The sequence below is a fragment of the Plantibacter sp. Leaf1 genome (assembly GCF_001421315.1).
In the GTDB taxonomy this organism is placed as follows: Bacteria; Actinomycetota; Actinomycetes; order Actinomycetales; family Microbacteriaceae; genus Plantibacter.
The window spans coordinates 559459-581180 of the sequence record NZ_LMJX01000002.1 but is presented as its reverse complement, the minus strand read 5'-3'; the positions used below and the strand labels follow the sequence as shown (position 1 = coordinate 581180).

Genomic DNA, 21722 nt, shown 5'->3' with positions numbered 1-21722 from the left:
CCAGGGCGTCGAAGGGCCGGTGGAGCATTGCTCCACCGGCCCTTCGTGGTATCCGGCCGACTCAGGTCGGCTCGCCGACGATCTCGTCGCGCACGCGACGGAGGTCCTCCATGAGCGATCCGATGAGGATCCAGTGCTGCGGGTGCGGGCGGGCGATCACGAGGGGAGCGGTCAGAGCCGGGATCTCCGCGGTCTCGGTCGGTGGTTCGGCGGACGCGGCACGGTCGTTCACGAGCAGCCTGAGGTCGTGAGCCGCCCGCGCGAGTTCGACGGCGATGTCCGCCACCGTCGGCTCCTCGTGCAGGGTCGGGTCGTCGTGGTCGTGCACGGAGCGCGCCATGCCCAGCGTCCGCGTGACCACCGGCTCGAGCCGACGCAGCAGCAGTCGTTGACGGTCCAACTCCTCACGGTGCCGCGATCGGCGCGGATTGAGCAGCAGACTGTCGTCGCCCTCCTTCACCGCGGCGATCGCGCGGTCCCTGAGCGGTTTGAGCGCGCGGGCGTCCGTGAGGAGCGAGGCCAACTCGGCGTCGGTGTTCGCCCGGGTGAGCGCGGTCGCGAGGCGGTCCAGGGTGTCGGCGCAGGCGAGCGCGAGTGCGCCGACCGCTGCTCTGGCCGGCGCGAGCAGGACGGGGGCGACGAGGACGACGTTGACGAGCAGCCCGATCCCGGCGCCGAGGACGGTCTCGATGATGCGAGCGAACGCGTAGTCCGGGGTGGCGGCGCCGATCGAGAGGACCAGCATCGCGCTGATCGGGATCTGGTTCGCGGAACCCGGCCCGAGGCGGAGTACCCAGCCGAGCAGGATGGCGACGACGATGGCCAGGAGCACGATCCAGGCGGAGTGTCCGAAGACGCTCCCGATCGCGGTCGCGAGGACCACGCCGGTGATCACCCCGAGGCTCCGTTCGAGCGCCTTCCCGAACGACTGGTTGACACTCGGCTGCACCACGAGGATGGCGGCGATCGCGGCGAAGACCGGCAGCTGGCCCGGGATGATCGTGATCGCGACGATCCAGGCGGCGATGGCGGCCAGCGCCGTCTTCAGCACCTGGAGCAGCGGGAGTCGCGACCGGGTGCGAAGGACGGGGACGACGGACATGCGGAGCGCCGTCAGAGCTTGCCGTGGAGCTGGTCGAGCAGTTCCGCGCCGTTCCCCGCGTACACCCAGGGCGCCCCCTCGTGCTGTCCACCGACCTTCGAGCGACCACCGGCCAGCACCGCCTCACCGGGGGAGAGCTGCCGGATCGCCACGGCGGCGACGCGGTCGGGGTGGCGCTCCTCGAAACTGCGGTACAGCGATTCGTCGTGCTGGCCGTCGTCGCCGACGAGGAGCCACCGCAGCCGCGGGAAGTCCTCGGCGAAGCGGTCGAGGTTGTTCCGCTTGTGCTCCCGTCCGCTCCGGAAGAACCGGTCGTGGGTCGGGCCCCAGTCGGTGAGGAGCAGGGCCCCTGCGGGGTAGAGGTTGCGCGACAGGAATCGGGTGAGCGTCGGAGCGACGTTCCAGGCACCCGTCGAGAGGTAGATGATCGGGGAGCCCGGGTGCTCACGGGCGGTCCGCTCCAAGAAGACGGCCATCCCCGGGACCGGGGTCCGCGCATGCTCGTCGAGGACGAAGGTGTTCCACGCGGCGACCAACGGGCGGGGGAGTGCCGTGACCATCACGGTGTCATCGATGTCGGACACGATGCCGAACTCGATGTCGTCGCCCACGATGAAGACGGGGGCCTCGACGGGGTCGCTGCCCTCGGAACTCAGGCGGAGGGTGTGCCATCCCGGCGTCAGGGAGACCTGCACCACCGCATCCACCACGCCGCCGCGATCTCCCGTGACCGTGTGGCGTCGGCCGTCGATCTCGACCTCGACGGTGGGGTCCGCGATGCTCAAGGCGAAGAAGCTCTTCCAGCCTCGCACCTTCTGCTGCGGTTTCACGGTGGTCTTGCCGGGTTCCGCCAACACCACTCGTGCGAGGACGCGGATCCACGACGTCGAACCGTAGCCGGTGAAGGGGATGATCGCCGCCTCGCGCCCATGACGCCGTGCGCGCCGCTGCCGGCGCAACTGGATGGCGTCCTCCATCCGAGCGGCGAAGTGCCGGATCTGCTGAGCGGCGTCGGATGAGGCCGTTGGACGATCGTCGGGTGCCTTCACCCGTTCAGTCTGTCATGCCGGTGCGTCTGTTCAGCCGCTGGAGCCCGCGGACCGCCGGGTCACTCCGGCGTGGATGCTCCGCCCGGGGATGCCGGATCCTCCTGGTCGAGCATGTGCCGTTCCTCGCTCCGCTGCAGGACCCGCTTGACGATGAGGACGACGACGGCGAACAGCACGATGATCCCGACGAACACGTATCCGGCCCAGTGGAGGCGCTCGGAGAGTTCACGGTAGCTCCCGGCCGCCACCGCACCGACCGAGACGTAGGCGGAGGACCAGATGACACAGGCCGGCAGGGTCCACGAGATGAACCGACGGTACGTCATCGTGCTCATGCCGACCGTCAGGGGGATGAGCGAGTGGAGCACGGGGAGGAACCGTGAGACGAACACCGCGATGCCGCCTCGCCGGTCGAGGTATCGCTCCGCTCTGACCCAGTGTCGTTCACCGATCCTGCGGCCGAGCCGACTCGCACGGATGCGCGGACCGAACCATCGGCCGAGGGCGAAGCCGACGGATTCCCCGATGAGTGCACCGGCGATCACGACGAGGATCATCGAGATCCACTGCACCGGACCGACCACGGCGGTGCTGGCGACGATGACGACCGTGTCGCCGGGGACGACGAGACCGACGAGTACGGAGGTCTCGAGCATGATGCCGAGTCCGGCGAGGAGCGTGCGGGTGACGGGGTCGACGCTCTGCACCAGGTCGAGGAGCCAGCCGAGCACGTCGTTCACGGGTCAGAGCCTAGCTCTCGGCCGGGTTCTGAGGCTCTGAAAGCCCTGTGCACGACAGGCGACACGTGTGGTCTGACCACAGGCGCTTTTTGGTGTACCATGGGATTCGACGACACGGATCGAAGCCTCGGGGATGATCAACCCGATCGGGCTGCACCTGCGCCGCCTTCCCTGGATGCCGCGAACATGGAGTGTTCATCGTGAACGATCTTCTCGACCCGCTACTGCTGTCCCGCTGGCAGTTCGGCCTCACCACCGTCTACCACTTCATCTTCGTGCCGCTCACCATCGGCATGGCGGTGACGGTCGCCGGGTTCCAGACCGCCTGGGTCCGGACGGGCAAACTGCACTACCTGCAGTTGACCCGCTTCTTCGGCAAGATCTTCCTCATCAACTTCGCCATGGGCGTCGTGACCGGGATCGTGCAGGAGTTCCAGTTCGGCATGAACTGGTCCACCTACTCGCGGTTCGTCGGCGACGTCTTCGGTGCGCCACTGGCACTGGAAGGCCTGCTCGCGTTCTTCCTCGAGGCCACGTTCATCGGACTCTGGATCTTCGGCTGGGACAAGCTCTCACCGAAGCTCCACCTCGCGACCATCTGGATCGTCGCCCTCGGCACCGTGCTCTCGGCCTACTTCATCATCGCCGCGAACGCCTTCATGCAGAATCCGGTCGCCTACCGGATCAACGAGGAACGCGGCCGGGCCGAGCTCACCAACATCTGGGAGCTCCTGACCAACAAGGTCGCGCTCGCCGCCTTCCCGCACACGATCTTCGCCTGCTTCATGGTCTCGGCCGCCGTCATCATCACCGCCGCCGCCTGGCACCTGGCCCGCGGTCAGCACGTCGAGATGATGCGGCCCGCGCTGAAGGTCGGTGCCTGGAGCATGCTCATCGCCGGTGGAGCCACGATGCTCGCCGGCGACCAGCTCAGCCTGGCGATGGTCGAGACGCAGCCGATGAAGATGGCCGCAGCCGAGGCCATGTACAACACCTCGACCGGCGCGGACGCCTCGTTCTCGATCTTCACGCTCGGTACCCCGGACGGCGTCCACGAGCTCTTCTCGATCAGGATCCCGTACCTGCTCTCGTTCCTCTCGACCCACACCTTCGACGGCACCGTGGAAGGCATCAACGACCTGCAGGCGCAATACACGCAGCTCTACGGCCCCGGCGACTACTCGCCGGTCATCTGGGTCACCTACTGGGCCTTCCGCTGGATGATCGGCCTCGGGCTCGCCTCCATGCTCGTGGCGGCCGCAGGCCTCTGGTTCACCCGGAAGGGCCGCGAGCCGAAGCGCTGGATGTGGCGGGTCGCCGTGTGGGCCGTGCCGATGCCGTTCCTGGCGATGACGATGGGGTGGGTCTTCACCGAGATGGGCCGTCAGCCCTGGATCGTCTTCAGCCTGCTGAAGACCGAGGATGCCGTCTCGCCGAACACCACCGGTCTCGACGTGCTGATCTCGCTCATCGCCTTCACCGTCGTCTACGGCTCCCTGCTGGTCGTCGAGTTCGGGCTGTTGAAGAAGACCATCACCGCCGGACCGGATGCCATCGAGATGTCCCCGCCCGACGACGACGGCGTGCAGAAGCCCGCCGCCCCGGCAACCACGGTCTACTAGGAGCGCATCATGGACCTCACGATTCTCTGGTTCTGGATCATCGCCGCCCTGTTCGTCGGATACTTCGTGCTCGACGGGTTCGACTTCGGCGTCGGAATGACGATCCCCTTCCTCGGCAAGGACGAGACCGACCGCCGGATGCTCATCAACACGATCGGGCCGGTCTGGGATCTGAACGAGACCTGGCTGATCGTCGCCGGCGCGAGCCTGTTCGCCGCCTTCCCGGAGTGGTACGCGACCCTGTTCAGCGGGTTCTACCTCCCGCTGCTGTTCATCCTGCTCGCCCTCATCGTCCGCGGGGTGTCGTTCGAATACCGGCACCAGCGTCCCGAAGCGTCCTGGAAGCGGCGGTTCGACCTCATGATCATCGTGGGGTCGGCGCTCCCGGCCTTCCTCTGGGGCGTCGCGTTCGCGAACATCATCCAGGGCGTGCCGCTCGACGCCGACCACAACTTCACGGGCACGCTCTTCACGCTGCTCAACCCGTACGGGATCCTCGGTGGTCTCACCACGCTGGTGCTCTTCTTCGCACACGGGGCCGTCTTCGCCTCGCTGAAGACCGAGGGCGACATCCGTGAACGCGCCCGTCGTCTCGCGAGCCGTGCGGGCCTCCTCGCCATCGTGTTGGCCGCCTCGTTCCTCGGATGGACCGTCCTCGCGCACTTCTCGCTGCCGGTCCTCATCCTCGCGGCGATCGCCGCGGTGTCGCTGATCAGCGCCTGGTTCGCGAACAGCCGTGGGCTCGAGGGACGAGCCTTCGCGCTCATGGCGGTGACGGTCGCCGCCGCGGTGCTGACCCTGTTCACCGCGCTGTTCCCCGCCGTCATGCCGGCGAGCAACGACCCCGCGAACAGCCTGACGATCGCGAACGCGTCCTCCACGGAGTACACGCTCACGGTGATGTCCTGGACGGCCCTGATCTTCCTCCCGCTCATCCTCGCCTATCAGGGGTGGACCTACTGGGTGTTCCGGAAGCGCATCACCCGTCAGCACATCGAAGCGGCCGCGCACTAACCTGTCATCGTGCGCCCCCTCGATCCGCGACTGCTCCGCTATGCCCGGGGAGCCAGGTCGGTCCTGGCCCTCGGCGCGGTCATCGCCCTGGTGCAGACCGCATGCACGCTCGGCTTCGCCTGGTTCGTCGCGCAGCTGGTGTCCCGCTCGATCGCCGGCGATCCGATCGACGAGCTGCTGCCGTCGCTGTGGCTGCTGATCGGCATCGTGGTCCTCCGTTCGGCAGCGGTCCTGGCTGCGGACGCCGTGAACGCCCGCGGCTCCGCCGTGGTCCGGAGCGAGTTGCGGCGCGCGCTCGTCGGAGCATTCGAGGCGCTCGGTCCCGGCTGGGTCTCCCGGCGGAGCTCAGCGGCGCTCACCACGGTGGCGGGCCGTGGCTTGGACGCGCTGGACGCGTACTTCGGCCGGTACGTGCCGCAACTCATCCTCACTGCCATCGCGATGCCGATCATCGCAGCGGTCATCTTCCTGCAGGACCCGATCAGCGGGATCACGGTCATCGTGACCCTGCCCCTCATCCCCGTCTTCATGATCCTCATCGGGTTCGCGACGCAGGCGGTGCAACGACGCCAGTGGGACACCCTGGCGCATCTGTCGCGCGGATTCCTCGAACTCGTCGCGGGCATGGCGACCCTGAAGCTCTTCGGCCGGCAGCATCGACAGGTGGCGCGGGTCCGGTCGGTGACGGAGGAGTACCGCGTCGAGACCATGAAGGTGCTGCGGTTCTCGTTCATGAGCGGGTTCGCCCTCGAACTCCTCTCGAGTCTCGCGGTCGCCGTGGTGGCCGTCGGCATCGGGCTCAGGCTCCTCGACGGCTCGCTGCTCCTCGGCACCGGGCTCTTCGTCCTCATCCTCGCCCCGGAGGCCTTCCTGCCGCTGCGGAACGTCGGCGCGAACTACCATGCCGCGGCGGAGGGGGTCACCGCGGCCGAAGAGGTCTTCGAGATCCTCGACGAGGCGGCGCTGTCCGAGCAGGCCACCCCGGGCGCGTCCGCACGGTCGGTGTCGACGGCGGGTCACCGGACGCAGTCGGCACCGGGCCTGCTGCTCCACGGGCTGGACGTCCGGTACGGCGACCAGGTGGTGCTCGATGCACTCGACGCCTCGTTCCCCGCCGGGACGATGACCGCGGTCGTCGGGCCCAGCGGTGCGGGGAAGACGAGTATGGCCTCCGCGATCCTCGGCTTCGTCGAGACCGGTGGAACGATCCGGCATGACGGCGTCGAGGTGTCGCCCACGTCCGCAGACCGACCTTGGTTGTCGTGGGCAGGCCAACGTCCCGCCCTCATCGCGGGGACCGTCGGCGGCAACGTGGCACTCGCCGACGAGACGCCCGACGACGCGCTCGTCGCCCGATCGCTCTCGAGGGTCGGACTGTCCACACTTCCGCTCGAGCACCCGATCGGTGCGGTCGGCGACGGGGTCAGCGGTGGGCAGGCGCAGCGGATCGCGATCGCGCGGGCGTTGTACCGCCTGGCGCGCACCCCCGCCGCCGCCGGGACGCCCGTCCTGCTCCTCGACGAGCCGAGTTCGGCCCTCGACTCCGCGTCCGAGGCGCTCGTGATCGACGCCGCGCGTGAGGCCGCCCACGCCGGAGCAGTGGTCATCGTCATCACGCACCGCCCCATGATCAGCGAACGCGCCGATGCCGTGCTGGAGATCCCCGTGCGTGCCTCGCGTGCCCACGATGAGCCGGCGGTGCTCCATGGATGAGCGCGTGAAGCAGATCATCCGCCTGGCGCAACCGCCGGTGCGACGCTTCCTCCCAGGGCTCCTCGCCGGCATCCTCTCCGCCGGAGCAGCCGTCGCCCTCCTCGCCTCCAGCGCGTTCCTCATCACCAAGGCCGCCGAGCAACCGTCGATCGTCGAGCTCGGCGTCGCCGTCGTCGGCGTCCGTGCGTTCGCCCTCGCCAGGGCGTCGTTCCGGTACCTCGAACGACTGCTCAGCCACGACGCGGCCTTCCGCCAGTTGTCGCAGTTGCGCGCCGGCATGATCGAGCGGGTCATCCCCGTGGCCCCGGACGGCCTGCAGCTCACCGGGCGAGGGGATCTGCTCACACGACTCGTGACCGACGTCGACGAGCTGCAGAACGTGCCGTTGCGCGTCGTCCAGCCGCTGGTGGTGTCGGGCGTCATCGCCGGTGCCGCGGTCATCCTGACGACCGCGCTGCTTCCGGCAGCGGGGATCGCCTTGGCGGTGTGCCTCATCGTCGCGTTCCTCGTGTCCTGGCTGCTGGTCAGTCGTGTGGCCGCGCGAGCCGAACGCGACCTGGCTCCACTGCGCGGCACGCTGTCGGAAGCGCTCCTGGAACTCGTCACCGGATTGGACGTGTTGACGGCGTACGGTGCCGTGGGGGCCGCACGGGCCAGGATCGAGCGGGCGGACGCTGCGCTCACGCGCGCGATGGTCCGGCGGGCGGCCGGAGCCGGTGTTGCCGGGGCCGTGCTTGCGCTCGCCTCGGGCTCAGCCGTCGTCGCGGCCCTGTGGGCGGGTATGCCGGCCCTCGGCTCGATCGGCGGACCCGCGCTCACGGTGGTCGTGCTCGTTCCACTCGCCGTCTTCGAGGTCTGTTCGATGGTGCCGCTCGCCTTCGGCGCCTGGCGCGAGGCGGTAGCCAGCGCCGAACGGGTCGCCGAGGCGGTCCCGAGCACCCGTCCCGAGGAGATCCCGGACGAGGACGCCGGCATCGCCGAGCTACCGGCGTCCGACGGGGTCCTGCTCGAGGTCGAGCACCTGAGCGCGCGCTGGCCGGGCGATGCGCGGCCCGCTCTTGCACCGATCAGCTTCCGGCTGTCGGCGGGGGATCGCCTCCTCGTCGAGGGCGACAGCGGCGCGGGGAAGACCACGCTCGCTCACGTGCTCGTCCGCTTCCTCGAGTACGAGGGCCGGTATCGCGTCGGAGGGGTGGAGGCCCGCGAGATCCGCGCGGACACACTCCGTGAGACGGTCGGTCTCGTCGAACAACGACCGTTCCTGTTCGACGCGGACATCCGTCAGAACCTGCTCTTCGCCCGTGACACGGCGGACGACGCAGCCCTCGAGTCGGTGTTGGAGCGGGTCGGGCTCTCGTCCTGGCTGGCGGAGCGCGGCGGACTCGACCGGCCGGTCGGGGAACACGGGGCCCTCGTGTCCGGGGGACAGGCGCAACGGATCGCCCTTGCTCGGGCGCTCCTCCGCGAGTTCCCCGTGCTCGTCCTCGACGAGCCGACGGCCAACGTCGATCCCGAACGGGCGAATGCGCTCCTGGAGGACCTGCTCGGCGCCGCGGGTTCGGACGGCCGTGCCGTCGTCGTGATCTCCCACACCCCGGTACCGGCAGCGCTGCTGACCGACCGACTCCGGATCGTCGCCCCGCCGCTGGCGACGTTCCGGTGATGCCGACGCCTCGGGAGCGACGACAGCTCGTGCTGCCGAGCTGGTCTGAGCCGGAGGACGTCTTCCGTCGGGTGTTCGTCGACGAACCGTGGGCGTGCTGGTTGGACTCCGGGCCGGGGGCGGAGACCGGCGTCAGCCTGATGGGACGAGGCGCGGAGCGGCTCGTCGCCGATGCGGTCCTCGGCACGGTGGAACACGTGAGCGTCGCGTCGCACTCGACCGTCCGTCGGGGGTCGCTGCTGGAGTCCCTCCGCGCGCTCCGCGCAGACGCGCCAGAGGATCCGGGTGACTGGGTGGGGTGGTTCGGCTACGAGTTCGGGGCCGGACTCGTCGGCGCTCCGGCTCGCGAGACCTCCGTCCCCGCCGCGTCGATGATGCGCCTCGACGACCAGGTGCGGTTCGACCACGCTGCGCGGACGGTGACCATCTCCTCGGCCGATCCCGCTTGGCTCGCGTGGGCAGCTGAGCGGGTGCAGGACCGGTCGCCGCTGCCGCAGCTGGCGCCCACGGCCGGCGGGGTCTGTATGCCGCGCCACGCGGACCCGGCGTACGTCCGGCTCGTCGGGGCCTGCCAGGAGCACATCAGGCGTGGCGACGCCTACCAGCTCTGCCTGACCAACACCCTCCGGGTCGACGGCGTCCACGATCCGCTCGCCACCTACCTCCGTCTCCGGGCGATGAGCCCGACCCACCACGGCGGTCTCCTCCGCTTCGGGCAGCTGTCCCTCGCGAGTTCCTCGCCGGAGCAGTTCCTCGAGGTCTCCGCGGGCGGCCGGGTGCGGACCAGACCGATCAAGGGGACACGTCCGCGCGGCGCGGACCCGGTGGACGACGCGCGGCAACGCGCGGAGCTGCTCGCCAGTCCGAAGGAACGGGCGGAGAACCTCATGATCGTCGACCTGATGCGCAACGACCTCTCACGGGTGTGCGAGCTCGGCTCGGTCGCGGTCACCGCCCTCCACCAGGTGGAGAGCTACCCGCAGGTGCATCAGCTGGTGAGCACCGTCGAGGGTCGACTCCGATCGGGGCTCGACGCGCTCGACGTCGTCGAGGCCGCGTTCCCGGCCGGCTCCATGACGGGCGCGCCCAAGCGGCGGGCCATGGAACTGCTCCACGACCTCGAGGCGGGACCACGTGGCGTGTACGCGGGGGCCTTCGGGCTGCTGTCGGCGGACGGATCGATGGATCTCGCGATGGTCATCCGCTCCATCGTCATCGATCCGGACGGCGCTTCGATCGGCACGGGTGGCGGCATCACGGCGCTCTCCGTCCCCGAGGAGGAGCTGGAGGAGACCTGGACCAAGGCGGCTGCTCCGCTGAGGGCCCTCGGCGTCGGACGGCCGGAGCCGGAATCCCGGTAGGCTTGACCGTTGGACGGAGCGCCGGCGTGCGCTCCAACCCGCCCATCCTGCGGCCGACCGCCGTGCGAGCAACCCACGGGTTCCACCCCAGCACCTGCAGTGATTGAGAGTGACGTGTCAGACGAGCGCAACACCGAGGACCGCCGCGACGGCGAGCGGTACGACTTCCAGGCGATCCAGGAGAAGTGGCTTCCCGTCTGGGACGAGCTGAAGCCTTTCGCCACCGCCGATCCGGCCGACAAGCGTCCCCGGAAGTACGTCCTCGACATGTTCCCCTACCCCTCCGGCGACCTCCACATGGGTCATGCGGAGGCCTTCGGCTTCGGCGACATCGTGGCGCGTTACTGGCGCCACCAGGGATTCAACGTGCTGCACCCGATCGGTTGGGACTCCTTCGGCCTCCCCGCCGAGAACGCGGCGATCAAGCGCGGCGTCGACCCGCGCGAGTGGACGTACGCGAACATCGCCCAGCAGAAGGCGAGTTTCCGCCAGTACGGCCCGTCGTTCGACTGGGACCGTGAGCTGCACACCAGCGACCCCGAGTACTACCGCTGGAACCAGTGGCTGTTCCTCCAGCTGTTCGAGAAGGGCCTCGCGTACCGCAAGGCGAGCCCCGTCAACTGGTGCCCGAACGACCAGACCGTGCTCGCGAACGAGCAGGTCGTCGACGGTCACTGCGAGCGCTGCGGCGCCGAGGTGACGAAGAAGAAGCTCACCCAGTGGTACTTCCGCATCACCGACTACGCCGACCGCCTGATCGACGACCTCAACCAGCTCGAGGGCACCTGGCCGTCCAAGGTCCTCAGCATGCAGCGGAACTGGATCGGTCGTTCGAACGGTGCCGACGTCGCGTTCAGCATCGAAGGCCGCGACGAGCCGGTGTCCGTGTACACCACGCGTCCCGACACCCTGTACGGCGTGACGTTCATGGTCGTCGCGCCCGACTCGGAGCTGGCCGCCGAGCTGGTCGCCGACGCCTCCGACGAGGTCAAGGGACGGTTCCAGTCCTACCTCGACAGCGTCAAGGGTGAGAGCGAGATCGCGCGTCTCGCGACCGACCGGCAGAAGACCGGCGTCTTCCTCGAGCGGTACGCCGTCAACCCGCTGAGCGGGGAGCGTCTGCCGATCTGGGCCGCCGACTACGTCCTCGCCGACTACGGACACGGCGCGATCATGGCGGTTCCCGCGCACGACCAGCGCGACCTCGACTTCGCGCGAGCCTTCGACCTGCCCGTGCGCGTCGTGGTCGACACCACCCAGCCCGTGACGGGTGCCATCCCGATCATCGTCGACGGCGAACTGCCCGAGGACCTGCCGTCGATCGATCCCGCGAAGACGGGTGTCGCGCTCACCGGCGAGGGACGCCTGACGAACTCCGGCCCCTTCGACGGTCTGAGCAAGTCGAACGCCATCCCGAAGGTGACGGCCGCGCTCGCGTCGAGCGGTCTCGGAGCGAAGACGAAGAACTACCGTCTGCGCGACTGGTTGATCTCCCGGCAGCGCTACTGGGGGACGCCGATCCCGATCATCCACTGCGAGGCCTGCGGTGAGGTGCCGGTGCCCGAGGACCAGCTGCCGGTGCGTCTGCCGGATGCCGCCGGGCTCGACCTGCGTCCGAAGGGCATGAGCCCGCTGGCCGCGGCTGAGGACTGGATCAACGTGGACTGCCCGTCGTGCGGGAAGCCTGCGAAGCGGGACTCCGACACGATGGACACCTTCGTCGACAGCTCCTGGTACTTCCTGCGGTTCCTGAACCCGACCTCGGACGAGATCGCGTTCGACCCGAAGGAGGCCGACAAGTGGGCTCCGGTCGACCAGTACGTCGGCGGCGTCGAGCACGCCATCCTCCACCTGCTGTACTCACGATTCATCACGAAGGTCCTCTTCGACCTCGGCAAGGTGGGCTTCACCGAGCCGTTCAGCGCCCTGCTCAACCAGGGCATGGTCATCCTCGACGGCTCCAAGATGAGCAAGAGCAAGGGCAACCTCGTGGAGTTCGCGCAGGAGCTGCGGTCCTACGGAGCCGACGCACTGCGTGTCACGATGGCGTTCGCCGGACCTCCGGAGGACGACATCGACTGGGCCGACGTCTCGCCGGCGGGGTCGGCGAAGTTCCTGGCACGTGCCTGGCGCGTGGCGCACGACGTCACCAGCTCGCCCGACGTCGCCTGGAAGGACGGCGACGAGAAGCTGCGCAAGCTGACGCACCACTTCCTGGCCGAGGCTCCCGGGCTCATCGAAGCGGGCAAGTTCAACGTCGTCGTCGCGCGGCTCATGGAGCTCGTCAACGCGACTCGGAAGGCGATCGACGGTGGCCCCGGTGCCGGCGACCCTGCCGTGCGCGAATCCGCAGAGGTGACCGCCATGGCGCTCGACCTGTTCGCGCCGTTCACGGCCGAGGACATGTGGGCCAAGCTCGGCTACCAGCCGTCGATCTCGCTGGTGCCGTGGCGGAAGGCCGACCGGTCGCTGCTCGTCGAGGATCAGGTGACGGCTGTCGTCCAGGTCGACGGCAAGGTCCGCGACCGGCTCGAGGTGTCGCCGAAGATCTCCGGCGAGGAGCTCGAGCAGCTCGCTCGCGCCAGCGCTGCCGTGCAACGTTCCGTGGGTGACCGCGAGATCGTCAACGTCGTGGTCCGTGCCCCGCGCGTGGTGAGCATCGCCACGAAGGGCTGACGCGGTTCGGGGCGGGTCTCTCGGCTCGCCCCGAGCCCGCTCCACAGGGACCTCGACGGCGCGCTCCATGCCCGGAGCGAGGACGAGCGATGGGGGAGGTGCGCCCCGACTCGTAGCGTTCGAGGATGACCAGCGATCAGGCTCCCGCATCCCCGCAGATGCCGTCCGGGCGTCCATCGGCCTTTGCCCGCCTCCGACGACGGCCGCGGCCCGAGTTCCGAGCCGGAGCCGCCGTGGTCCTGGTGATCGCAGCGCTTGTGGTCGCGATCGTCGTGTCGACGCTCAGTTCTGGTGGCGCGGTCCGGACCATCGGCGGCGCGGAGCTCTCGGCCGACACCGGCTCGGCGCCCGCGTCCTCAGCCGGCGCGACGGCTCCGTCGACGACCACCACCGGTGAGCTTTACGTCCACGTCCTCGGAGCCGTCGCCGCTCCCGGGGTCTATCGCCTTCCGGGTGGTTCCCGCGCGTTCGACGCCGTGGCGTCCGCCGGCGGACTCCTCCCGGACGCCGACACGACCGCGGTCAACCTCGCGCGGTTCGTGAACGACGGGGAACAGCTGTACGTGCCCGTCATCGGTGAGGTACCGACCGGGGGAGCGGTGAACGGTGCAGGCGCCGGGAGCCCGTCCGGTGGGCAGCTCGTCAATGTGAACTCGGCCTCGGCCTCGGAGCTGACCGCGCTGCCGCGTATCGGTGAGGCCCTGGCGGAACGGATCGTGGCTTGGCGCGAGGCGAACGGTCCGTTCGCGACGCTCGACGATCTCAGCGCGGTGGAGGGCATCGGGACGAAGACGCTGGAGGGGTTGCGTGCGGCGGCCACCGTCTGACGTGGCCCGCGGTCGCTGACCCGTGGGTGAACGCGACGGCGCCGCGTCAACGTGGCCCCGGATGCTCGTCCCGGCGGCGGTCACCTGGATCGGGGCCGCGATCTGCTGTGGGATGCCCGGCGCGGCATGGGGGACGGCGCTGGTCGCGTTCGTGACCGCGACGCTCTGCCTCGTCTGCGCCGTGTCGATCCAGCGGCGTGGAGCCGACGCGGCGACACGTGCCGCCGGTCAGGGGGAGATCTGGGCGACGATGCTCCTGCTGGGAGCGTGTTGCGCGGCGACGCTCGGCCTCGTGACCGCCTCCGTCGCCGCGCACGCGCCCGATCGTCAGCCCGCGGCCTTGCGGGCGCTCGGGTCCTCGCGGGTGACCGCCGAGGTCGTGGTGACCGCTGACGCGGTCCCGTCGGGTAACGCCTCCTCGGGGTCGTCCATCCGGTTCGCCGCCGACCTCGTGTCGGTGTCGCACGGACTGGTGCTGCAGGAGTCCTCCGTGCCCGTCCTCGTGTTCGCGCCGGCTGAGGCGGACCGATCCCCGCGGGTCGGCGAGCGGTGGCGGATCACGGGAGCGTTGCGATGGAACGCTCCCGGCGATGCGCGCGCCGCGTTGGTGTTCGTGCGCGATCCGCCGACGCGACTTGAGGAGACCCCTGCCGCCCTCGGCTGGTCGACGTCGCTCCGGTCCGGGCTCATCGAGCTCGCCGGCTCGCTTCCTGGGCCGGGTGGTGAGCTCCTACCCGGTCTCGCCATCGGCGACGTCAGCCAGGTCGGCGACGAGGTGACCGGCTGGATGCAGCAGAGTTCCCTGTCACATCTGACGGCCGTGTCCGGCGCGAACTGCGCCGTCATCGTCTGGTTGATCAGCTCAGCGGTCGCGGCGCTCGGAGGAGGACGGGCGCTCAGGATCAGCTGCGCGCTCCTCGCACTCACGGCGTTCGTGGTCCTCGTCACGCCGCAGCCGAGCGTGCAGCGGGCGGCGCTCATGGCCGCGTTCGTCCTGCTGATGGGCGGCTTCGGACGACCGCTCCGGGGCCTCGCCGCACTGGCTCTCGCCGTGATCGTGCTGCTCGTGAACGATCCCTGGTTGGCAGGACAGTACGGGTTCGGCCTGTCGGTGCTCGCGACCGGCGGGCTCCTGCTGCTCAGCGGCCCACTCACGGACCTCCTCGCCCGCTGGTTGCCGCGACGGATCGCGGCCCTGATCGCGATCCCGGCGGCCGCGCAACTCGCCTGCCAACCGATGCTCGTCCTGCTGGATCCGAGCATCCAACTCGGCGGTGTCCCGGCCAACCTGCTGGCCGGTCCGGCGGCCGCACCGTCCACGTTGCTCGGGCTCCTCGCCTGCCTCCTCGCCCCGGTGTCGACGCCACTCGCGATGTCGGTCGCCTGGCTCGGGTGGGTGCCGGCCAGCTGGATCGCCGCGGTCGCGCGGTGGTTCGCGGGGATCCCCGCGGCGCGGGTCCCGTGGCCGGAGGGGCCCCTGGGCGTCGTGCTCGTCACGATCCCGACGCTGCTCATTGCCATCCTCCTCCTGCGCGGGCGCGAGCTTTCGGCCGGATGGAGGAGGGCGATCGCCGTGGTGGTGGTGCTGTCACTGGTCGTGTTGTGCGGTCGAACGGTGGGGGTCGGTCTCGGCACCGCCTTGCACCGCCCAGGTGACTGGACGATCGCTGCCTGCGACGTCGGACAAGGCGACGCCGTGCTGCTCCGACAGGGCGGTTCCACCGCGCTGGTCGACGTGGGACCGGACCCGGAGCCGCTCCGGTCCTGCCTCGACGGACTGGGCGTCACCCGGATCGATCTGCTCGTCCTCACGCACTACGACCTCGACCACGTCGGCGGGCTCGAGGCCGTCGTCGGTCTGGTCGACCACGCCCTCGTCGGGCCGGTGGACGATCCGGCGGACGAGCGCATCGGGCGGGTCCTGCGAGACGCCGGCGCGGAGGTGCGGCAGGCGGCGGCCGGCGACCAAGGTCTCCTCGGGGATCCGCAGACCGGCGCCCCGTGGCAGGTGCTGTGGCCGGATCCCGCTGCCGGCGGCATCGAACCGGGCAACGACGCGAGTGTGGTGGTCCGGTTCGACCTCGTGGCCGCCTCGGTCCTGCTGCTGGGCGATCTCGGTGCCGAGGCACAGGACCGACTCCTCGGTCGACACACCCTCGGGCAGGCGATCGACGTCGTCAAGGTGTCCCATCACGGGTCGGCCGATCAGAGCGAGCGCCTGGCGCGTTCGGTCGCAGCGAGCGTGGCGCTCGTGTCGGTCGGCGCCGACAACGGCTACGGGCACCCGACGCGTTCCGCCCTGGACCTCTACGCGGGCACCGGCGCCGAGATCCTGCGGACGGACGAGTCGGGCACGATCCTGCTCGGGCCGGGGGAGGCCGGGGCGTTCCGGGTCTGGTCGGAACGTGCCGGAGCCGCCGACCCGATCGGCGTCGGCGGCCGCCGGTAGACTCGGACGGTCGAGAGGAGCCGCTGTGGCTGCACCACGTTCCGCCGGTCGCGGTAAGGCCAAGACGGCCGCCAAGGCCTCCGCGGCGATCCCGCAGCTCGGTTGGTCGGAGATCCGGCCGGCCCCGATCGTGCTCGTCTCCGGCACCGAATCCTTCCTGGCCGAACGTGCCATCCGCCGCTTGCGCGACTTCCTCGTCTCCGAGGACCCCTCGCTCGAGGTCAATGACGTCGCCGCAGACAGTTATGCGCCGGGGGAACTCCTCACGGTCGCGAGCCCCTCCCTGTTCGGCGAGCCGCGGCTCGTTCGCGTCAGTCAGGTCGAGAAGTGCTCCGACCAGTTCCTCACCGAGGCCATCCGCTACCTCGAGGCACCACCGGAGGGCGCGTACCTCGTGCTGCGGCACAACGGCGGCGTGCGGGGCAAGAAGCTGCTCGACGCGATCCGTTCCGGGACCGGAGGCGGTGTGGAGATCGTCTGCACCGAGCTCAAGCGCGACAGCGACAAAGCGGACTTCGCTGCCGCGGAGTTCAAGGCGGCGGGCCGACGGATCACTCCACAGGCGTTGCGCGCACTCGTCGGGGCGTTCTCCGACGACCTCGCCGAGCTCGCCGCGGCGTGCAGCCAACTCATGGCCGACGCGTCGGCGGAGATCACCGAGCAGACGGTGGATAAGTACTACGGCGGCCGCGTGGAGACGAGCGCCTTCGACGTGGCCGACGCCGCGATCGGCGGGCGCCACGGTGAGGCCTTGCTCGCCCTCCGTCAGGCGCTCGACTCCGGCGCCGACCCCGTTCCGATCGTGGCCGCCTTCGCGATGAAGATCCGCACGATGGCCAAGGTGTCGTCGGCCCGCGGTGGCTCCGGTCAGATCGCACAGCAGTTCGGCCTGGCTCCCTGGCAGGTCGACCGAGCCCGCCGAGACCTGTCCGGGTGGACGGACGCGGGAATCGGCCGTGTCGTGCAGATGCTCGCCGAGACCGATGCCGGGGTGAAGGGCGCGACCCGCGACCCGGTGTTCGCGCTCGAGCGCCTCGTCGGTGTCATCGCCGCGCGCGGCGTCGATCCGGCCGCGCGGTAGCCGGTCGCGCTCGACGCGCCGCCGATCTGGCTGCCCCTCGACAAGCTCAGGGACCGGCACTGGCTTCAGGGAGCGGGGCGGGCTTCATGGACCGCGGCTGGTTCGATGCGGGTGGCCGCGGACGCGAAAGGCCCCGCACGTTCCGAAGAACGCCGGGGCCTTGAAGCTGGTGTCGCTTAGAGCGCGTTGACCTGCTTGGCGATGGCCGACTTGCGGTTCGCTGCCTGGTTCTGGTGGATGACGCCCTTGCTCACGGCCTTGTCGAGCTTCTTCGCGGCGAGCTTGAGAGCGGACTCGGCCTGAGCCTTGTCGCCGGCGACGACGGCCTCGCGCGTGGCGCGGATGGCGGTCTTCAGCTGGCTCTTGACGGCCTTGTTGCGCTCGTTGGCCTTCTTGTTGGTGCCGATGCGCTTGATCTGCGACTTGATGTTTGCCACGTTGGGTCAACTTTCGGTTCGAGGAAATGATGTTCGGTGCCGTCGGACGGAAGAGGGCGTCTTCAAGCGAGTTCTCGTGTGGTCTCAACTCACACGCAAGCCAACAGGCAACATTACCAGTCAGGCCGAGTTCTGGCAATCCAGGGTACCGCAGCGCGGGTGCTCTCCGCCGTGGGACAATGAGGGTTGCCCGATTCCACCCCTGACCCCGAGGAACGCGTGAGCCCCCAAGCAGTGAAGGCCCTCGAGCCGGCATCGACCGACCCGGCGTTCATCCGGAACTTCTGCATCATCGCCCACATCGACCACGGCAAGTCGACGCTGGCGGACCGCATGCTGCAGATCACGGGTGTGGTGTCGGACCGCGACATGCGGGCGCAGTACCTCGACCGCATGGACATCGAGCGCGAGCGTGGCATCACGATCAAGAGCCAGGCCGTCCGGATGCCGTGGTCGTTGAACGGTGAGACCTTCGCGCTCAACATGATCGACACCCCCGGGCACGTGGACTTCACCTACGAGGTCTCCCGATCGCTCGCCGCCTGCGAGGGCGCGATCCTCCTCGTCGACGCCGCGCAGGGTATCGAGGCGCAGACGCTCGCGAACCTCTACCTGGCGCTTGAGAACGATCTCGAGATCATCCCGGTGCTCAACAAGATCGACCTGCCGGCCGCGGACCCCGACAAGTACGCCAAGGAACTCGCCAGCCTGATCGGTGGTCGACCGGAGGACGTGTTGCGCGTCTCCGGCAAGACGGGCATGGGCGTCGAAGAACTCCTCGACCGGGTGGTCGGCCGCATCCCGAACCCCACCGGCGACCCGGACGCACCGACGCGCGCCATGATCTTCGACTCCGTCTACGACACCTACCGCGGCGTCGTGACCTACGTCCGGATGATCGACGGCCAGCTGAGTCCACGCGAGCGCATCCAGATGATGTCGACCCGCGCCGTACACGACCTCCTCGAGATCGGCGTCAGCTCACCGGAGCCGACGCCCACCAAGGGGCTGGGCGTCGGTGAGGTCGGCTACCTCATCACCGGCGTGAAGGACGTCCGGCAGTCGAAGGTCGGCGACACCGTGACGACGGCGGTCAAGCCGGCGACGGACGCCCTGCCCGGCTACACCGATCCGAAGCCGATGGTGTTCTCCGGTCTGTATCCGATCGACGGCAGCGACTACCCGATCCTGCGCGACGCGCTCGACAAGTTGAAGCTCTCCGACGCCTCGCTGAACTACGAGCCGGAGACCTCGGTCGCCCTCGGCTTCGGGTTCCGCGTCGGTTTCCTCGGGCTGCTGCACCTCGAGATCGTCACCGAGCGGCTCCAGCGCGAGTTCGACCTCGACCTCATCGCCACGGCCCCGTCGGTCACCTACGAGGTGAAGACGGAGGACAAGCAGGTCGTCACCGTGACGAACCCGAGTGAATTCCCGTCGGGCAAGATCCTCGAGGTCTCCGAGCCGATGGTGAAGGTGGGCATCCTCGCGCCGAAGGACTACGTCGGCACCATCATGGAGCTCTGCCAGAGCCGCCGTGGCGCGCTCCTCGGCATGGAGTACCTGGGCGAGGACCGCGTCGAACTCCGGTACACGATGCCGCTCGGTGAGATCGTCTTCGACTTCTTCGACCACCTGAAGAGCCGCACGCAGGGCTACGCCTCGCTCGACTACGAGCCCTCCGGCCAGCAGGCCGCGGATCTCGTCAAGGTCGACATCCTGCTCCAGGGCGATCAGGTCGACGCGTTCAGCGCCATCGTGCACCGCGAGAAGGCCTATGCCTACGGCGTGCTCATGACCGAGCGGCTGAAGAAGCTGATCCCTCGGCAGCAGTTCGAGGTCCCGATCCAGGCGGCGATCGGTGCGCGCATCATCGCCCGCGAGTCCGTCCGTGCGATGCGCAAGGACGTCCTGGCCAAGTGCTACGGCGGTGACATCACCCGCAAGCGGAAGCTCCTCGAGAAGCAGAAGGAGGGCAAGAAGCGTATGAAGATGGTCGGCAAGGTCGAGGTGCCCCAGGAGGCGTTCATCGCGGCGCTCTCCGGGGACGTCGAGACGAAGGACAAGAAGTGACCGCCCGACGCAGTTCGTTCGAGGACGAGGCCGTCGACTACGCGGCGGTCGGCGCGACGCAGCGCAGCGACCTCATGCAGTACCCGCCGGAGGGCTACGTGCCCTCGGAGGACGAGTTCCGACTCGGCAGCGGGGAGGAACGGTTCGCCCTGGCGACCACGGCGCTGCTCACCTGGGGACTGCACCGGGCGAGCGGCGTCGAGATCACCGACGTGCACCCGGGGACGGGCGTGCAATACGGCGGCATCGCCTTCGCGGAGGACGGCACCCCGCTGGAGCCGATCGAGACGCACGAGGAGCAGCGGTTCGCCGAGGACGGTACGCCGTTCATCACGCCGGGAACGACGGTCGTGTTCGCGGGTGCCGTCGGCGGGGAACCGCTCGCGGGCCCGCACCGGGTCATCTCGGTGACCGAGGAGCCGGGGCACGTCAGCCTGGCCATCGGCACGATGGACGGCGACCCCGAGAGCGGCGAGCAGTCCTTCACGATCGAACAGCGTGAGGACGACTCCGTCTGGATCGTGGTGCGCTCCTTCTTCCGCCCGACGAAGGGCGCCGCGAAGCTCGTCGGCTCGAAGCGCCGTCGGAAGACCATGAACGACGCCTACCTGCGCGCACTCCTGCCGTCGCGCGGCCTCTGAGCGACGGATCGTGCCGAGCGCGCTTCCCCTCGCCGATCCGGCGCCGTCCGACGGGCTGCTGCCGGAGTCGGCCGCCGTCGGTGCCCACGAGCGTGCGTTCGGTGTCTACCTGCACGTGCCGTTCTGCCGGGTGCGCTGCGGGTACTGCGACTTCAACACCTACACGTCGACGGAACTCCGCGGCGCGAAACAGTCCGACTACGCCGACGAGGCGGTGGCCGAGATCCGCTTCGGACGCGGCGTGCTGGAGGCGTCCGGCGTCCCCGACCGCGAGGTCTCCACAGTCTTTTTCGGGGGAGGCACCCCGACCCTGCTGCCGGCGGACGACCTGGTCCGCATGCTGCGTGGTGTGACCGACTCCTTCGTCCTCGCGCCCGGCGCCGAGGTGACGACGGAGGCGAACCCGGATTCCGTCGACGCCGCGTACCTCCAGACGCTGGCGGACGCCGGCTTCACCCGCGTCTCGTTCGGCATGCAGTCTGCGGTGCCGAGCGTCCTGGCGACGCTCGAACGAACGCACGACCCGGCCCGGGTGCCGCTAGTGGTGCAGTGGGCGCGCGACGCCGGTCTCGGCGTCAGCCTCGACCTCATCTACGGGACGCCGGGGGAGACGCTCGCCGACTGGCGGGTCTCACTCGAGACCGCCATCGCCTGCGCCCCAGACCATGTGTCGGCCTATTCGCTCATCGTCGAGCCCGGCACGAAGCTCGCCCGCCAGATCCGTTCCGGCGTGGTCGGCACGCCCGACGAGGATCTGCAGGCCGACATGTACGAGCTCGCCGACGACCTCCTGACCGCAGCCGGATACGGCTGGTACGAGGTCAGCAACTGGGCCACGTCCGACGCTCACCGCTCCCGGCACAACCTGTCCTACTGGACGGGTGAGGACTGGTGGGGTGTCGGTCCCGGCTCCCACAGCCACGTCGGCGGGGTGCGCTGGTGGAACGTCAAGCACCCGGCGGCCTACGCCCAGCGCATCGCGGCTGACGAGTCGCCCGCCGCCGGTCGCGAGACCCTCGACGACGAGACCCGCGAACTCGAACGCATCCTGTTGCTCACCCGGACGCGCGACGGCATCCCGATCCGCACCCTCGCCCCCGAGGCGCGAACCGCCGTCGCGGGGCTCATCGCCGAGGAGCTCGTCGATGCGCGGCAGGCGCTCCTCGGCCGCCTCGAGCTCACGCGACGCGGTCGACTCCTCGCCGACGCCGTCGTCCGTCGACTCGTCGGCGACTGACGCGGTCCGGGCGCGTCCCGGCCGGGAGACCGTCGGACGG

Annotated in this window: 16 protein-coding genes; 12 read left to right on the top strand and 4 right to left on the bottom strand. The window is 69.6% G+C overall.

Features of this window, described 5'->3' with window-relative positions; all coding sequences use genetic code 11:
- Positions 1-61: 61 nt before the first annotated feature.
- The 3 genes from ASE44_RS04955 to ASE44_RS04945 are packed head-to-tail and all read right to left on the bottom strand — an operon-like array spanning position 62 to position 2891.
- Positions 62-1102, bottom strand: a complete 1041-nt coding sequence (locus tag ASE44_RS04955; protein WP_056777906.1) for an aromatic acid exporter family protein — start codon at positions 1100-1102, stop codon at positions 62-64.
- A gap of 11 nt (positions 1103-1113) precedes the next feature.
- Positions 1114-2151, bottom strand: a complete 1038-nt coding sequence (locus tag ASE44_RS04950) for an App1 family protein (RefSeq protein WP_056777905.1) — start codon at positions 2149-2151, stop codon at positions 1114-1116.
- A 59-nt stretch (positions 2152-2210) separates the two neighbouring features.
- The gene (locus tag ASE44_RS04945; RefSeq protein WP_056006574.1) at positions 2211-2891 is read right to left on the bottom strand and encodes a DedA family protein; all 681 of its coding nucleotides are present in this window, start codon (positions 2889-2891) and stop codon (positions 2211-2213) included.
- 200 nt (positions 2892-3091) lie between these two features.
- Here ASE44_RS04945 and ASE44_RS04940 point away from each other — a divergent pair, with 200 nt between their 5' ends.
- The 9 genes from ASE44_RS04940 (at position 3092) to holA (ending at position 17297) form a co-directional block, all read left to right on the top strand.
- Positions 3092-4513: a cytochrome ubiquinol oxidase subunit I gene (locus tag ASE44_RS04940; RefSeq protein ID WP_056011283.1), complete on the top strand. Its 1422-nt coding sequence runs from the start codon at positions 3092-3094 to the stop codon at positions 4511-4513.
- A gap of 9 nt (positions 4514-4522) precedes the next feature.
- Complete coding sequence (gene cydB, locus ASE44_RS04935) at positions 4523-5527, top strand: cytochrome d ubiquinol oxidase subunit II (protein WP_056006571.1); 1005 nt, start codon at positions 4523-4525, stop codon at positions 5525-5527.
- A 9-nt stretch (positions 5528-5536) separates the two neighbouring features.
- Positions 5537-7240, top strand: coding sequence for a thiol reductant ABC exporter subunit CydD (cydD, locus tag ASE44_RS04930; protein WP_082455804.1), 1704 nt, complete (start codon positions 5537-5539; stop codon positions 7238-7240).
- Positions 7241-7244: 4 nt separating this feature from the next.
- Positions 7245-8903, top strand: coding sequence for a thiol reductant ABC exporter subunit CydC (gene cydC / locus ASE44_RS04925; protein ID WP_327078804.1), 1659 nt, complete (start codon positions 7245-7247; stop codon positions 8901-8903).
- Positions 8903-10264 carry an anthranilate synthase component I family protein gene (locus ASE44_RS04920; protein WP_056777899.1) on the top strand — a complete coding sequence of 454 codons (1362 nt, stop codon included), beginning with the start codon at positions 8903-8905 and terminating at the stop codon, positions 10262-10264. The genes cydC and ASE44_RS04920 overlap by 1 nt, the downstream gene beginning before the upstream one ends.
- Before the next feature lie 114 nt (positions 10265-10378).
- Positions 10379-12940 carry a leucine--tRNA ligase gene (gene leuS / locus ASE44_RS04915; RefSeq protein WP_056777896.1) on the top strand — a complete coding sequence of 854 codons (2562 nt, stop codon included), beginning with the start codon at positions 10379-10381 and terminating at the stop codon, positions 12938-12940.
- A gap of 125 nt (positions 12941-13065) precedes the next feature.
- A complete protein-coding gene (locus tag ASE44_RS04910) occupies positions 13066-13767 on the top strand; it encodes a ComEA family DNA-binding protein (RefSeq protein WP_157579801.1) in 702 nt (233 codons plus the stop codon).
- Positions 13768-13789: 22 nt separating this feature from the next.
- On the top strand, positions 13790-16216 hold the full coding sequence (locus ASE44_RS04905) for a ComEC/Rec2 family competence protein (RefSeq protein WP_157579800.1): 2427 nt from the start codon (positions 13790-13792) through the stop codon (positions 16214-16216).
- Positions 16217-16241: 25 nt separating this feature from the next.
- Positions 16242-17297, top strand: coding sequence for a DNA polymerase III subunit delta (holA, locus tag ASE44_RS04900; RefSeq protein ID WP_056006549.1), 1056 nt, complete (start codon positions 16242-16244; stop codon positions 17295-17297).
- A gap of 176 nt (positions 17298-17473) precedes the next feature.
- Here the strand turns inward: holA and rpsT are convergent, their stop codons facing one another.
- The gene (rpsT, locus tag ASE44_RS04895; protein ID WP_056006546.1) at positions 17474-17734 is read right to left on the bottom strand and encodes a 30S ribosomal protein S20; all 261 of its coding nucleotides are present in this window, start codon (positions 17732-17734) and stop codon (positions 17474-17476) included.
- 219 nt (positions 17735-17953) lie between these two features.
- On the opposite strand from rpsT, the gene lepA reads away from it, so the two are divergent.
- Genes lepA through hemW form a run of 3 tightly spaced genes read left to right on the top strand, consistent with a single transcriptional unit; the run spans position 17954 to position 21682 of the window.
- The gene (gene lepA / locus ASE44_RS04890) at positions 17954-19804 is read left to right on the top strand and encodes a translation elongation factor 4 (protein WP_056006543.1); all 1851 of its coding nucleotides are present in this window, start codon (positions 17954-17956) and stop codon (positions 19802-19804) included.
- Positions 19801-20445, top strand: a complete 645-nt coding sequence (locus ASE44_RS04885; RefSeq protein WP_056006540.1) for a DUF1990 family protein — start codon at positions 19801-19803, stop codon at positions 20443-20445. Before lepA ends, ASE44_RS04885 begins: the two co-directional genes overlap by 4 nt.
- Positions 20446-20455: 10 nt before the next feature.
- The gene (hemW, locus tag ASE44_RS04880) at positions 20456-21682 is read left to right on the top strand and encodes a radical SAM family heme chaperone HemW (protein ID WP_056006538.1); all 1227 of its coding nucleotides are present in this window, start codon (positions 20456-20458) and stop codon (positions 21680-21682) included.
- Positions 21683-21722: the final 40 nt, after the last annotated feature.